At 47.4% G+C, this 13,973-nt stretch carries 13 protein-coding genes and 1 tRNA gene; 11 read left to right on the top strand and 3 right to left on the bottom strand.

Annotated elements, in window-relative coordinates; all coding sequences use genetic code 11:
* Positions 1–69: 69 nt before the first annotated feature.
* The gene (locus ACTHTS_RS03215) at positions 70–1,263 is read left to right on the top strand and encodes an amino acid aminotransferase (protein WP_440369196.1); all 1,194 of its coding nucleotides are present in this window, start codon (positions 70–72) and stop codon (positions 1,261–1,263) included.
* A 91-nt stretch (positions 1,264–1,354) separates the two neighbouring features.
* On the opposite strand, the gene ACTHTS_RS03220 is transcribed toward ACTHTS_RS03215, so the two are convergent.
* Positions 1,355–1,430, bottom strand: a tRNA-Arg gene (locus tag ACTHTS_RS03220).
* A 285-nt stretch (positions 1,431–1,715) separates the two neighbouring features.
* Between ACTHTS_RS03220 and ACTHTS_RS03225 the strand changes: the two genes are divergently transcribed.
* Together ACTHTS_RS03225 and glmM are read left to right on the top strand one after the other, a co-directional pair.
* Positions 1,716–2,582 carry a c-type cytochrome gene (locus ACTHTS_RS03225; protein ID WP_049323135.1) on the top strand — a complete coding sequence of 289 codons (867 nt, stop codon included), beginning with the start codon at positions 1,716–1,718 and terminating at the stop codon, positions 2,580–2,582.
* 216 nt (positions 2,583–2,798) lie between these two features.
* Complete coding sequence (gene glmM, locus ACTHTS_RS03230; protein ID WP_004520640.1) at positions 2,799–4,136, top strand: phosphoglucosamine mutase; 1,338 nt, start codon at positions 2,799–2,801, stop codon at positions 4,134–4,136.
* A gap of 76 nt (positions 4,137–4,212) precedes the next feature.
* On the opposite strand, the gene lolA is transcribed toward glmM, so the two are convergent.
* Complete coding sequence (gene lolA, locus ACTHTS_RS03235) at positions 4,213–4,833, bottom strand: outer membrane lipoprotein chaperone LolA (protein WP_254324599.1); 621 nt, start codon at positions 4,831–4,833, stop codon at positions 4,213–4,215.
* A gap of 289 nt (positions 4,834–5,122) precedes the next feature.
* Here lolA and ACTHTS_RS03240 point away from each other — a divergent pair, with 289 nt between their 5' ends.
* From ACTHTS_RS03240 to ACTHTS_RS03255, 4 genes are all read left to right on the top strand, one after another.
* Positions 5,123–5,953 (top strand): ferritin-like domain-containing protein, encoded by an 831-nt coding sequence (locus ACTHTS_RS03240; protein WP_440369197.1) that lies wholly within the window; start codon positions 5,123–5,125, stop codon positions 5,951–5,953.
* Positions 5,954–5,968: 15 nt separating this feature from the next.
* The gene (locus ACTHTS_RS03245; protein WP_440369198.1) at positions 5,969–6,913 is read left to right on the top strand and encodes a cation diffusion facilitator family transporter; all 945 of its coding nucleotides are present in this window, start codon (positions 5,969–5,971) and stop codon (positions 6,911–6,913) included.
* A gap of 69 nt (positions 6,914–6,982) precedes the next feature.
* Positions 6,983–7,633 carry an HAD family hydrolase gene (locus ACTHTS_RS03250; protein ID WP_440369199.1) on the top strand — a complete coding sequence of 217 codons (651 nt, stop codon included), beginning with the start codon at positions 6,983–6,985 and terminating at the stop codon, positions 7,631–7,633.
* 99 nt (positions 7,634–7,732) lie between these two features.
* The gene (locus tag ACTHTS_RS03255) at positions 7,733–8,926 is read left to right on the top strand and encodes an amino acid aminotransferase (protein ID WP_440369200.1); all 1,194 of its coding nucleotides are present in this window, start codon (positions 7,733–7,735) and stop codon (positions 8,924–8,926) included.
* A 64-nt stretch (positions 8,927–8,990) separates the two neighbouring features.
* Here the strand turns inward: ACTHTS_RS03255 and ACTHTS_RS03260 are convergent, their stop codons facing one another.
* Positions 8,991–9,404: a YqaA family protein gene (locus ACTHTS_RS03260; RefSeq protein ID WP_440369201.1), complete on the bottom strand. Its 414-nt coding sequence runs from the start codon at positions 9,402–9,404 to the stop codon at positions 8,991–8,993.
* Between the two features lie 274 nt (positions 9,405–9,678).
* Here ACTHTS_RS03260 and ACTHTS_RS03265 point away from each other — a divergent pair, with 274 nt between their 5' ends.
* From ACTHTS_RS03265 to nth, 4 genes are all read left to right on the top strand, one after another.
* The gene (locus ACTHTS_RS03265; RefSeq protein ID WP_440369202.1) at positions 9,679–10,902 is read left to right on the top strand and encodes a sugar MFS transporter; all 1,224 of its coding nucleotides are present in this window, start codon (positions 9,679–9,681) and stop codon (positions 10,900–10,902) included.
* Positions 10,903–10,994: 92 nt separating this feature from the next.
* Entirely contained in the window at positions 10,995–11,618 is a 624-nt protein-coding gene (locus tag ACTHTS_RS03270) for an alpha/beta fold hydrolase (RefSeq protein ID WP_440369203.1), read from the top strand.
* A 180-nt stretch (positions 11,619–11,798) separates the two neighbouring features.
* Positions 11,799–13,178, top strand: coding sequence for a Na+/H+ antiporter NhaC (gene nhaC, locus ACTHTS_RS03275; RefSeq protein ID WP_070460969.1), 1,380 nt, complete (start codon positions 11,799–11,801; stop codon positions 13,176–13,178).
* A gap of 136 nt (positions 13,179–13,314) precedes the next feature.
* Complete coding sequence (nth, locus tag ACTHTS_RS03280) at positions 13,315–13,944, top strand: endonuclease III (protein WP_049323145.1); 630 nt, start codon at positions 13,315–13,317, stop codon at positions 13,942–13,944.
* Positions 13,945–13,973 lie beyond the last annotated feature (29 nt).

Below are 13,973 nucleotides of genomic sequence, written 5' to 3' on the forward strand. Positions count from 1 at the left end.
CTGATTTTGCAAATAAGACCTTTTAGTGACACAATCTTCCTCATTCTGTCTAAAAACAAAGGAAGCACCATGTACCGTCATGTCGAGTATTATCCGGGCGACCCGATTTTGAGTTTGGTTGAAACCTTCAAGCGCGACGAGCGTCCTGAAAAAGTCAATTTGAGCATAGGCATTTATTTTGATGACGAAGGCAAAATGCCGGTTTTGGAATCTGTCCGCCGGGCAGAAGCAGAGCATGCGGCTGTACCGCGCCCATCTCCTTATCTGCCGATGGAAGGTTTGGACACTTATCGGAGTGCCGTTCAGCGTTTGTTGTTTGGCAAGGATAATCCGGCATTGGCAGAAGGGTGCGTTGCGACCGTACAGACTTTAGGCGGCTCGGGGGCGTTGAAAGTCGGTGCCGACTTTTTGCATCGTTGGTTCCCTGATGCAAAAGCCTATGTCAGCGATCCGACTTGGGACAACCATAAAGGCATTTTTGAAGGCGCAGGTTTTGAAGTGGGGACGTATCCTTATTACAACCCTGAAACCGTCGGCGTGAAATTTGAAGAAATGACCGCGTTTTTCAAAACATTGCCGGAAAACAGCGTCTTGATTTTGCATCCATGCTGTCAAAACCCGACCGGCGTAGATATGTCGAAAGCGCAATGGGATGAAGTGTTGGATATTATCAAAACGCACAAGCTGATTCCGTTTATGGATATTGCCTATCAAGGTTTCGGCGAGGATTTGGACAGCGATGCCTATGCGATTCGTAAAGCCGTCGAAATGGGATTGCCTTTGTTTGTCAGCAACTCTTTCTCGAAAAACCTGTCGCTGTACGGCGAGCGTGTCGGCGGTTTGAGCGTAGTGTGTCCTAATAAGGAAGAAGCAGAGCTGGTGTTCGGACAGTTGAAATTTACCGTCCGCCGTATTTATTCCAGCCCTGCCGCGCATGGTGCATATATTGCGTCTGATGTGATGAACCGCGATGATTTGCGCGTTTTGTGGGAAAACGAGGTTTATGCCATGCGCGACCGCATCCGTGCCATGCGTCAGAAACTTTATGATGTTTTGACGGCCAAAATTCCCAATCGCGATTTCAGCTATTTCATCAAACAGCGCGGTATGTTCAGCTATACAGGCCTAACCGTAGAGCAGGTACACCGCCTGCGTGACGAGTTTGCCGTTTACCTGCTGGATTCAGGCAGGATGTGTGTGGCAGGATTGAATGCATCGAATATCGATTATGTGGCCGAAGCATTTGCCAAAGTGTTGCAATAGCCGTTCAATCTGAAATTGAATGTAGTTTTATTTGAAGTAAATCAAAAGGCCGTCTGAAAAATTTTCATCTTTCAGACGGCCTCTTTATAATTGGCGCACCCAACAGGGATCGAACCTGTGACCTCCAGCTTCGGAAACTGACACTCTTCCAACTGAGCTATGGGTGCGGAAGCCGTAAGGTTAACGCATATTGGCTTTATTGGCAAAGTTTATCTTGAAAGTGTCTGAAAGTGGCATTGGCGGTCACTTTTTTGTATGGCTGGAATAATCAATTAACTACAAAGGCTTAGCAGAATTTAGATGGCCTTTTGAGGATTTTTGCGTATCTTTTTCTCAAGATGGATTGGAAAGCCTTTGCGAATTCAGTATAATCCAGCAAAATATTGTTAACTGCGTTTAACACATAAACTATAACTTACAGCACAACCTAACCTAACGGCGAGGCCTACCAAATGAAACAACTCCGCGACCACAAAGCCCAAGGCTCTGCATTGTTCACCCTTGTGAGCGGTATCGTTATTGTCATTGCAGTGATTTACTTCCTGATCAAACTGGCGGGAAGCGGTTCATTCGGCGATGTTGCCGAAACAACCGAAGCTGCGACTCAAACCCGTATCCAGCCAGTCGGCCAACTGAAATTGGGCGACGGTATTCCAGTCGGCGAGCGTCAAGGCGATCAGATTTTCAACAAAATCTGTATTCAATGTCACGCGGCAGACAGCATCGTTCCCAAAGCGCCTAAATTTGAAAACAAAGGCGATTGGGCGCCTCGCATTGCACAAGGTTTCGATACCTTGTTCCAACACGCTCTGAACGGTTTCAATGCAATGCCTGCCAAGGGCGGTGCAGCTGATTTGACCGACCAAGAATTGAAACGCGTCATTACTTACATGGCCAACAAAGCCGGCGGTACTTTCCCTGATCCTGATGCCGCAGCTCCTGCCGATGCAGCCGCTTCCGGTGAAGCCGCTTCAGCTCCGGCGGCTGAAGGTGCAGCTCCTGCAGAAGCCCCTAAAGCAGATGCGGCCAAAGCAGATGACAAAGGTGCGGCAGCTCCAGCAGCCGGTGGCGCAGACGGCAAAAAAGTTTACGAAGCCAACTGCCAAGCATGTCACGGCGGCGCAGTTCCAGGTGTTCCTCATGTAGGTAAAAAAGAAGACTGGGCTCCTCGTATCAAACAAGGTAAAGACACCCTGCACAAACACGCACTCGAAGGCTTTAACGCAATGCCTGCCAAAGGCGGTAACGGTAGCCTGAGCGATGATGAAGTGAAAGCTGCAGTTGATTACATGGCTAATCAGTCTGGTGCTAAATTCTAAGATTTGATTTTGAATTTCGAATAGAAGGCGCATTCTGCAAAAGGATGCGCTTTTTTCGTGCAGGAAATCCGGATCTTGCTATAATACTGAAGTAGTAAATTATTCTCATGATCAAGGGTCGTTTGAAAGATTCAGACGGCCTTCGAATACAATCAAGATTCTTTTAAAGAAGTTCAACAATATTCACATACGACAAAACAATCACGGAGTTATCTCATGGCAAAAAAATATTTTGGTACTGACGGTGTGCGCGGCGAAGTCGGTCAGTTTCCTATCAATCCTGATTTTGTCCTGAAATTAGGCTATGCGGCAGGTCAGGTTTTGGTGCAGCACGAAGGCGAAATCAAACCGACTGTCTTAATCGGTAAAGACACGCGTATTTCAGGCTATATGCTGGAAGCTGCGCTGATTGCCGGCTTTACTGCTGCCGGTGTCAACGTTATTCAAACTGGCCCTCTGCCAACCCCGGGCGTAGCGTATCTGACCCGTGCTTTGCGTTTGTCTGCCGGTGTGATGATTTCTGCTTCCCATAACGTTTATTCCGATAACGGCATTAAATTCTTTGCTGAAGGCGGTGTGAAGCTGAGTGATGAAATCGAGTTGGAAATCGAAGCCAAAATCGATGAGGAAATGAAAACCCAGCCGTCCAGCCGTCTTGGCCGCGCGCGCCGGATTAATGGTGCGGATGACCGCTATATCGAGTTCTGTAAATCCACTTTCCCAAGTCATTTGGATTTGCGCGGTCTGAAATTGGTGGTCGATACTGCCAATGGTGCAGGCTATGCAGTTGCGCCTAAAGTATTCCACGAATTGGGTGCGCAAGTGGTCAGTATCGGTGATGAGCCAAACGGCTACAACATCAATGAGAAATGTGGGGCAACCCATCCGAAAGCTCTGCAAGCGGCTGTGTTGCAAAATGAAGCCGATTACGGCATTGCCTTGGATGGCGATGGCGACCGTTTAATGATGGTTGACCGCAATGGCAAAGTGTATGACGGCGACAGTCTGATTTATGTGATTGCCAAAGCACGCGCACACGAAGGCGTGGAAATCGGCGGCGTGGTGGGTACGGTAATGACCAATATGGCGATGGAAGTTGCTTTGAAAGAGCAGGGCGTTGATTTCTGCCGCGCTAAAGTGGGCGACCGCTATGTGTTGGAACAGCTCCACCAACGCGGTTGGTTGATTGGCGGCGAAGCCAGCGGTCATATTTTGTGTATGGACAAACACAATACCGGTGATGGCATCATTTCCGCGCTGCAAGTTTTGGCCGCACTGCAAACCTTGAATCAAGACCTTGCCACCGTTTGCGCCGATTGGCAGCCGTATCCGCAAACCATGATCAACGTTCGCATCAAAAAAGGCCAAAACTGGCAGGATGCTTCCAAAGAGGCTTTGGCTGAAGTGGAAAAAGAACTCGAAGGCAAAGGCCGCGTAGTCTTGCGTGCATCCGGTACCGAACCTGTCGTACGCGTGATGGTGGAAGCCAAGCAGGCAGACTGGGCGAAAAAAGGCGCAGAAAAAATTGCCGCTGCCATTCAAGGTCAAAAGTAACAGTGTGTTTGATTTTGAATTGAACTAAATAAAAGGCCGTCTGTTGTTCAGACGGCCTTTGTGTTTTATTAGAAGCTTAGTTGCTCAAGACATCAACACCTTTAGGAGGGGTAAATTTGAACATACCGCTGGAAAGGTTAGGCTTGGTGTTCAAACCGCTGAAGCTAATGCTGGTTTGGTTGCCGAAGCTGTCTTTCAGCTGCATGGCGGCGAGGTTGTCGCCTTTGAAGCCGATGCGTATGTATTGGTAGCCGGCGTTGTTTTTCTTAGGCGTAGCCAAAACGTAGTCGATACCGTTGGCAGAACCGTCTTCTTTCAGCGTGTAGCTGCTGTCCAATGCCGTTTTGTTGGAGAGGATGGCGGCAGGGCTGTCGCCGATGGTTTGGTCTTGTGAGGATTTGGTTACTTGCGCCAAATCTACGTCATAGAGCCAAATGGTTTTGCCGTCGCCGACGATGGTTTGTTTGTAGGGTTTGGTGTATTCCCATTTGAACAAACCCGGGCGCAGGATTTTGAATGTACCGTATGTGGTTTGGGTTTTCTTTTTACTGTGAACGGTTTGGCTGAAGTTGCCGCTGATACCGTCGGCGTCATTATTAAATTTTTTCAGGGCGTCCACTGCGCCGGCTTGTACAAAGCCGATGGCTGAAGAAAGCAGCGCGGCAGCGGTCAGGGTGAACAGTCGGGTAGTTTTCATGTTTTGGTTCCTTGTTCGGAGAGATGGGTTCAGTATAGACGTTATGGTGTAACAGGCAAGGGGCTGAATGGAGGGTTTAATTTGTGTAAATATGGAAAAACTAAGCAAGTATCTGAAATAATTTTATTTCTTTAGACGGCCTGCATTTGGTTTTGACGTTTTTTTAATGAAGCACACAATGGTTTGGTGTGGTATTTAATGTCATTTTACGGAAAGCTTGAAATTATAGTCTTTCTGTTTGCTTTTTAAAACGGTTATAATATTTATCTTTTTAAAACAATGGTTTTGTATGTATCTGAATCCTTATCCTTTATTGGAACAGGCTTTGCTGTCGGACAGTCCGGATGAAAAGGGAAGGTTGACGCAGGCCTTGTTTGCGCAGTTGGGCGAGGCGGAAGGTTTGACGGTTGAAGAGTCGAAACCTGTGGATTGTCGTTTTGCAGGCCATCCGCCCCGTCCGCGTTTGGTTGCGCCTTCGGAAGTTACGCCACGCAAGATGAATACGGTCGAAGGCTATGCGGCGATGTTGCATGCGATTGCGCATATTGAATTTAACGCGATTAATCTGGCTTTGGATGCGGCGTATCGTTTCCGCAATATGCCGTTTCAGTTTGTGCGCGATTGGGTAAGGGTGGCAAAAGAAGAAGTGTTTCACTTCGGCTTGATGCGTGGCCGTCTGAACAGCTTGAGCTACGATTACGGCGATTTTGAAGCGCACGGGCATTTGTGGGATATGGCATATAAAACTGCTTACGATCCTTTATTGCGCATGGCTTTGGTGCCGCGGGTGTTGGAAGCGCGCGGTTTGGATGTTACGCCGGGTATTCGTGCAAAAGTGGCACAGCGTGGCGATGTAGAAACCTGCGATGTGCTGGATATTATTTATCGAGATGAAGTAGGGCATGTCGCCATCGGCAATCATTGGTATCAGCATCTTTGCCGTGAGCGCGATTTGGAACCGGTCGCCCTGTTCCGCAGTCTGATTGCGCGTTACGATATGTTTATATTCCGCGGCTACGTTAATATCGAAGCACGGGAACGTGCAGGATTCAGCCGTTTCGAGCTGGATATGTTGGAAGATTTTGAGAAAAGTTTGAAACAGGATAAAAAAGCCGTCTGAAACGGTAAAATCATCATGGCACATCATCACGATCATTCGCACGCGCACACGCATACTGCCAATAAGCAGGTGTTGCGCATTTCCTTTTTCGTCATTGCCGGATTTATGCTGATTGAAGCGGTCGGCGGTTGGCTGACCAACTCTTTGGCCCTGCTTTCCGATGCAGGGCATATGTTCAGCGATGCGTTTTCGCTGGGCATGGCATTGTGGGCATTCAAACTTGGCGAGAAACAGACCACGCTGCAGAAGACATTCGGTTACAAGCGTTTTGAAATTTTGACGGCGATGTTTAACGGATTGTCGCTGGTGTTGATTGCGGCGATGATTTTTTATGAAGCAGTCAAACGATTGTTTTATTCGCCGGAAATTTTGACGGGCGGCATGTTGGTGGTCAGCATCATCGGATTGCTGGTCAACATCGGCGTTGCCGTTTATATGTTGAAAAATAGCGATACTGAAGAAAACGTCAATATGCGCGGTGCGTATCTGCATGTAATCAGCGATTTGTTCGGCTCGATAGGGGCGATTGTCGCAGCAGTGCTGATAATGGCGTATGGCTGGCAATGGGCGGATACGGTTGCCAGCGTATTGGTGGCGGCTTTGGTAGGGCGCAGCGGCTGGAAGCTGTTTAAACAGACTTTGCACATTTTGATGGAAGGTGCGCCGGAAAACATCCATACCGATGAGTTGCTCAGCGTTATCCGTAATACGGAAGGCGTAAAATCCGTTCACGACTTGCATGTTTGGACGATTACCAGCAATATCCACGTTTTATCCTGTCATATTGTTGTAGATGGCAACATGACGGTTGCAGAGTCCGAGCAAATCGCCTACCGCATCGAACATGAATTGGCGCATCACAACATCGGGCATTGTACGATTCAGATTGAAAGCGAACAGCATCCGCATAAAGATGAAGTTTTGTGTTCGCAGGAAATGCACGAACACCATTACCATTAATCATATTCAGGCCGTCTGAAACTTGTTGGATTGTTCAGACGGCCTTCTAAAATCATCAAAGGAACACTTATGACCCAAGCCGTATTATTCGACCTTGACGGTACGCTTGCCGATACCGCACTTGATTTGGGTGGTGCACTCAACACGTTATTGCGCCGACACGGTTTGCCTGAAAAAAGTATGGATGAAATCTGTCCGCAGGCCAGCCACGGTGCGAACGGTTTGCTTAAACTTGGTGCAGGTATTACGCCCGAACATCCGGACTATATGCAATGGCGTAAAGAGTTTTTGGACGAATACAGCCGCTGCTATGCCGACCAAACCATCTTGTTCGACGGCGTAAACGAAATGTTGGAAGCCTTAGTTCAACGCGGTATCCAATGGGGCATTATTACCAACAAGCCCATGCGCTTTACCGATGTCCTCGTGCCTAAGCTCGGGTTTACCGTGCCTCCCGCCGTCATTGTCAGCGGCGATACTTGCGATGAACCCAAGCCCAGCGTGAAGCCTATGTTTTATGCGTGCAAACAGATTGGCGTTGAGGCGCAGCGATGTTTTTATGTCGGCGATGCCGAGCGCGATATGCAGGCAGGCAAAAATGCAGGCATGACGACCGTGCTTGTTGATTGGGGCTATATTTCTGCCGAAGACCAAACCGAAAACTGGCTTGCCGATTTCCGTATTGCCACGCCTTTGGATTTGTTGGCAATCTTGCGTTAAAACCCTGTGATAATCCGTTTTCAGACGGCCTGAAACGGCGTAAAATCGTACTAAGTTTGTATTTTTTCAACCGTTTTACTACTTGTAAAGAGAAAAATTATGTTCTTCAAGCATATCGAAGCTGCTCCTGCTGATCCTATTTTAGGTTTGGGCGAGGCGTTTAAAGCCGAAACCCGTCCTGAGAAAGTCAATCTCGGTATCGGCGTGTACAAAGACGCATCCGGCGCGACGCCTATTGTCAAAGCCGTCAAAGAGGCTGAAAAACGCCTGTTGGAAAGCGAAACAACTAAAAACTACCTGACCATCGACGGCGTTGCCGACTACAACGAGCAAACCCAAATTCTGCTGTTTGGCAAAGACCACGAAATCATTGCCAGCCGTCGCGCAAAAACAGCGCAAAGCCTTGGTGGTACAGGCGCATTGCGTATTGCGGCCGAGTTTGCCAAACGTCAGTTGAACGCGCAAACCATCTGGATTTCCAATCCGACTTGGCCTAACCACAACGCTATCGCCAAAGCAGTCGGTATCCAAGATAAACCTTATCGCTACTATGATGCCGCCAAACACGGTTTGGATTGGGACGGCATGATTGAAGACTTGAGCCAAGCGCAAAAAGGCGACATCGTCCTGCTGCACGGCTGCTGCCACAATCCTACCGGCATCGACCCTACACCCGAACAATGGGAAACTTTGGCAAAACTTTCTGCCGAAAAAGGCTGGTTGCCACTGTTTGACTTTGCCTACCAAGGTTTCGGCAATGGTTTGGAAGAAGATGCCTACGGCTTGCGCGTGTTCTTGAAACACAATACAGAATTGCTGATTGCCAGCTCTTATTCCAAAAACTTCGGTATGTACAACGAGCGCGTCGGCGCGTTTACTTTGGTGGCCGAAGATGAAGAAACAGCAACTCGCGCCCACAGCCAAGTCAAAACCATCATCCGTACCTTGTATTCCAACCCAGCTTCACACGGCGCGAACACCATTGCACTGGTGTTGAAAAATGATGATTTGAAAGCACAATGGATTGCCGAACTCGATGAAATGCGCGGTCGCATCAAAGCTATGCGCCAAAAATTTGTCGATTTGCTCAAAGCAAAAGGTGCAACCCAAGACTTTGATTTCATTATTGAACAAAACGGTATGTTCTCCTTTAGTGGTCTGACTCCCGAACAAGTCGACCGTTTGAAAAACGAGTTTGCCATTTATGCCGTCCGCTCCGGCCGCATCAACGTTGCCGGCATTACTGATGACAATATCGATTATTTGTGCGAGAGCATTGTAAAAGTGTTGTAATTGTCGAATTAAAGGCAAAGGCCGTCTGAATCGTTCAGACGGCCTTTATTTTTGACTTGTCAGCTTATCTGGCAACTGCGTTCATTCCCCAATAAATCATCGCATAGCGCAGCAGTTTGCCTGCAATCAGAATAATGGCGCAATGCAGGGCATTGAGCCTGAGCCAGCCTGCGGCAAGGGGGAAGGCATCGCCGATAATCGGCAACCATGCAAATAATAGCGGCCAAATTCCCCATCTTTGTATACGCGCCAATACTTTTTCAGACGGCCTTTTCTTGGCCGGAAACATTCTGCCCATGTAATACGAAACCATACTGCCCAAGCCATTCGCCAAACCGGCACACAAACATGCGCCGAGGGCATGTTGCGGATATTGGTACACAAATGCGGCGTATGCCGCCTCGGATGTACCCGGAAGTAGTGTGGCAGAAGTAAAGGCAGAAGCAATCAGGGCAAAGTAAGCGTAAAGAGGGGGCATGTTTTGAGTTACATCAAGTGATATTGTAAAAAAGAAATAACAGGCTTAGTAAGAGGATTATGCCTTTATTTTTTAATCTAATAAAAGATAAATCCAATATTATTGAAAATTTTAAAATTAAACGACTGAAGGATAACGTAGTCGGCTGTTAGAAAATAGTTTTCAAAGTGACGGATTATCAGTATGATACGGGCGGCTGTTAATGGGTGTTAAGTTTAATGAACTGATTTAAGCTCATTTTTCCAGCAAATCTTAACAAAACGAAAGGCAAATCATGTCTGCGCATTCACAACAAAATCATACTCCTGCGCTGGTCGTTCTGACCACACTCTTCTTCATGATGGGTTTCATTACCTGCATGAACGATATTTTGATTCCGCATTTGAAAGATATTTTCGACCTAACTTATGTTCAGGCGATGCTGATTCAATTCTGTTTCTTTACCGCTTATGCGATTATGTCGATTCCGATGGGCTATTTGGTCGGCAAAATCGGCTATAAAAACGGCGTGATTAGCGGCTTCGTATTGACTGCCATTGGCTGTCTACTCTTCTATCCTGCTGCCGGCAGTCATTCTTATGCAACTTTTTTGGGTGCATTGTTTATTTTGGCTTCAGGTGTAACACTGTTGCAAGTAGCGGGTAACCCTTATGTGACTTTGCTGTCCAAACCAGGTAAAGAATCTGCAACACTGACTTTGGTTCAGGCATTTAACTCTTTGGGTACGACCATTGCTCCGCAAATCGGCGCATTCCTGATTTTGGCTGATGCAACACAAACTGTCAGCAAAGCCAAGCAAATTTCTTCCGTTCAAATTCCGTATTTAGGGTTGGCCGGTTTACTGATTATTTTGGCTGTGTTTGTCAAAATGATTCGTTTGCCTGATGCGCGTAAAATTGCTGAAGAAGAGAGCGAACATAACCATGATGGCAAACACAGTGTTTGGCAATACCGTCATTTGGTTTTTGGTGCGGCCGGTATTTTCTGTTATGTCGGTGCGGAAGTATCCATCGGTTCTTTATTGGTCAGCGTATTGGGCTATCTGAAAGGTTTGGACCACGCATCTGCCGCGAAATATTTGTCGTTCTACTGGGGTGGCGCGATGGTCGGCCGTTTCTTAGGCTCTGCCATCATGGCGAAAATTGCGCCTAACCGCTATTTGGCATTTAACGCTACTGCTGCTGTTGCCTTGTTGGGTGTTTCTATGTTGGCAGGTAAAGCCAGTGCAGATGTTGCAATGTGGGCATTGTTGGCTATCGGCTTCTTCAATTCCATCATGTTCCCAACGATCTTCTCTTTGGCAACCAAAGGTCTGGGCCGATTCACCAGCAGCGCTTCCGGCGTGTTGTGTACTGCGATTGTCGGCGGTGCGATTGTGCCTGTGGTACAAGGTTGGGCAGCGGATACTTACGGCCTGATGATTTCTTTCGTTGTATCGGCGATTTGTTACGTATACATTGTCTTCTTTGCTATAAAAGGCTATAAAGCTGACGAATAATCCATCATGATAAAAGGCCGTCTGAAACCCTATGGGATTTCAGACGGCCTTTTTACTTTGTGGCATAATGATTTAAATGACAGGAGGAAAAAATGGCCAAAATCATTTTGCTGCATGGCTTGCACATGCATTCATGGGTAATGAAACCGCTGGCGTATTTGCTGGAACAAGAAGGTTTTGAAGTTGCTCTGTTTGATTATTACAGTGTTTTACATTCGATGAACCGACATGTTGAAGCTTTGGCGCGATGGATTGATGAGAACCATGCTGATGAAACACTGCACTTTGTCGGCCATAGTTTGGGCGGGTTGGTTTTACGTAATTTTGCGGCTGCATATCCGGATAAAGTCAGCGGCCGTATCGTTACCATGGGTACGCCGCACCAAGGCAGCCGGGCTGCGCAACGTGTGCTCAATTTGGGTTTGCAAAAGCCGGTATTGGGCGGCTCTTACAAAGGGGCATTGGACGGCAGTATGCCTGAGTTGCCTGCCGGTATTGAGCTGGGCAGTATCGCCGGTAACAAACCGTATGGGCTGGGCCGTGTTTTAGGTTTGCATGGCGAACATGATGGCACGGTTTTGGTCAGCGAAACACATTGTCCGAATATGCGCGATCATGTTGTTTTGCCTGTCAGCCATAGCGGTATGTTGTTTAACCGTAAAACGGTCGAGCAAGTAGTGGCATTTTTGCATGATGGATGTTTTAAAAAGCAATAAAATTTCATTTATTTAAATTTAAAAGTATTTAATGTTAATAATTTTATATATCTTAAAGAAAGTGTCACAGTTTTGCTGAAGCTGTTTTTATAAAATAACAGGCAGGCCGTCTGAAAATCGGGTTTCAGACGGCCTGTTATGCTAAAATCTGTTAAATACTTATTAAAAAGGCAAAGAAAAATGTTTGCTTTCAAATCCTTACTTAATATGCCGCGCTTTGAGGCCATCGCTGTTGCCTTGGCTTTGGTGGCGGCAATGGGTTATACGATTATTTCGCTTGAATGGTTGCCGCATATGTCGATTGTGACGGCGATTGTGGTCTTACTGTTGTACGGTTTGATGCGCGGCTTGAAATATCAAGACATGCAAAACGGTATGATCGGTGCGGTCGGGCAGGGCATGGGCGCGATTTATCTGTTTTTCTTTATCGGCCTGATGGTCAGCGCGCTGATGATGAGCGGTGCGATTCCGACGCTGATGTATTACGGTTTCGGATTGATTTCGCCGACTTATTTTTATTTCTCGGCGTTTGCGCTTTGCTCGATCATCGGTATTTCCATCGGCAGTAGTTTGACGACTTGTGCGACTGTTGGCGTGGCATTTATGGGTATGGCGGCTGCGTTTCATGCCGATATGGCGATGACGGCAGGCGCGATTGTGTCGGGTGCGTTCTTTGGCGATAAAATGTCGCCGCTTTCCGATACGACCGGTATTTCCGCTTCGATTGTCGGTATTGATTTGTTCGAACACATCAAAAACATGATGTACACCACTGTGCCTGCATGGTTGATTAGCGCGGCGTTGATGTTGTGGCTCTTGCCCAATGTTGCCGCGCATGACATGAACAGTGTCGAAGCTTTCCGCGCGCAATTGGAAGCAACCGGTTTGGTGCATGCCTATTCGCTGATTCCGTTTGCCTTGCTGGTTATCCTCGCCCTGATGCGCGTGAATGCCATTGTGGCGATGCTGTTTACCGTTGTGGTGGCGCTGATTGTGACTTACTTCCACAGTACGCCTGATTTGAAACAGCTGGGCGCGTGGTTTTACGGCGGATACAAACTCGAAGGCGAAGCATTTAAAGACATTGCCCGTTTGATTTCTCGCGGCGGCTTGGAAAGCATGTTCTTTACGCAAACTATTGTGATACTCGGCATGAGCTTGGGCGGCCTGTTGTTTAGCATCGGTGTGATTCCGTCTTTGTTGGAGGCTATTCGTGCGTTCCTGACCAATGCCGGACGCGCTACTTTCAGCGTGGCCATGACATCGGTTGGTGTTAACTTCCTGATTGGCGAGCAATATTTGAGTATTCTGCTTTCCGGCGAAACCTTTAAGCCGGTTTATGACAAGCTTGGTCTGCATTCGCGCAACCTTGCCCGTACGCTTGAAGATGCGGGTACTGTCATCAACCCGTTGGTGCCTTGGAGCGTCTGCGGTGTATTTATCAGCCATGCCTTGGGTGTGCCCGTTTGGGAATATCTGCCTTACGCCTTCTTCTGCTACTTGAGCTTGGCTCTGACGCTGGTGTTTGGCTGGACAGGACTGACTTTGAGTAAGAAGTAAACAGCATTTAAAATAGCAATGCTTTTATAAAACAAGGCCGTCTGAAAATAATTTCAGACGGCCTTGTTTACTTAAAGTAGCCGTATCAACATGATTTCACTATAATTGCTGCGCCAATAAAAAAATAATCCAAACAATGAACAAACAAATCCGCCAAGAAATTTTCGAGCGTTTCCGCGCTGCCAATCCTCATCCGACTACCGAGTTGAATTTCAGCTCGCCATTTGAGCTGCTTATCGCCGTTTTATTGTCTGCACAAGCAACTGATGTCGGCGTGAACAAAGCGACTGCCAAACTCTTTCCCGTTGCCAATACGCCGCAAGCTATGTTGGATTTGGGGCTGGACGGCGTGATGGAATACACCAAAACCATAGGCCTCTACAAAACCAAGTCCAAACACATCATGCAGACTTGCCGTATTTTGCTGGAGAAATATAACGGTGAAGTACCTGCCGACCGAGAGGCTTTGGAATCTTTGCCCGGTGTTGGCCGTAAAACAGCCAATGTGGTGTTGAATACTGCATTCGGGCAACCTGTTATGGCGGTCGATACCCATATTTTCCGTGTGGCCAACCGCACCAAAATCGCGCCGGGCAAGGATGTGCGTGAAGTTGAAGACAAGCTGATGCGCTTTATTCCCAAAGAATTTTTGATGGATGCCCATCACTGGTTGATTTTGCATGGCCGCTATACGTGCAAGGCTTTAAAACCGCAATGCAGCAAATGTCTGATTAATGATTTGTGCGAATATCCGGCAAAAATGTAAATAAAAAAACATAAAAAAGGCCGTCTGAA

It is taken from the genome of Neisseria sp. P0019.S003, from assembly GCF_051957115.1.
In the GTDB taxonomy this organism is placed as follows: Bacteria; Pseudomonadota; Gammaproteobacteria; order Burkholderiales; family Neisseriaceae; genus Neisseria; species Neisseria flavescens_D.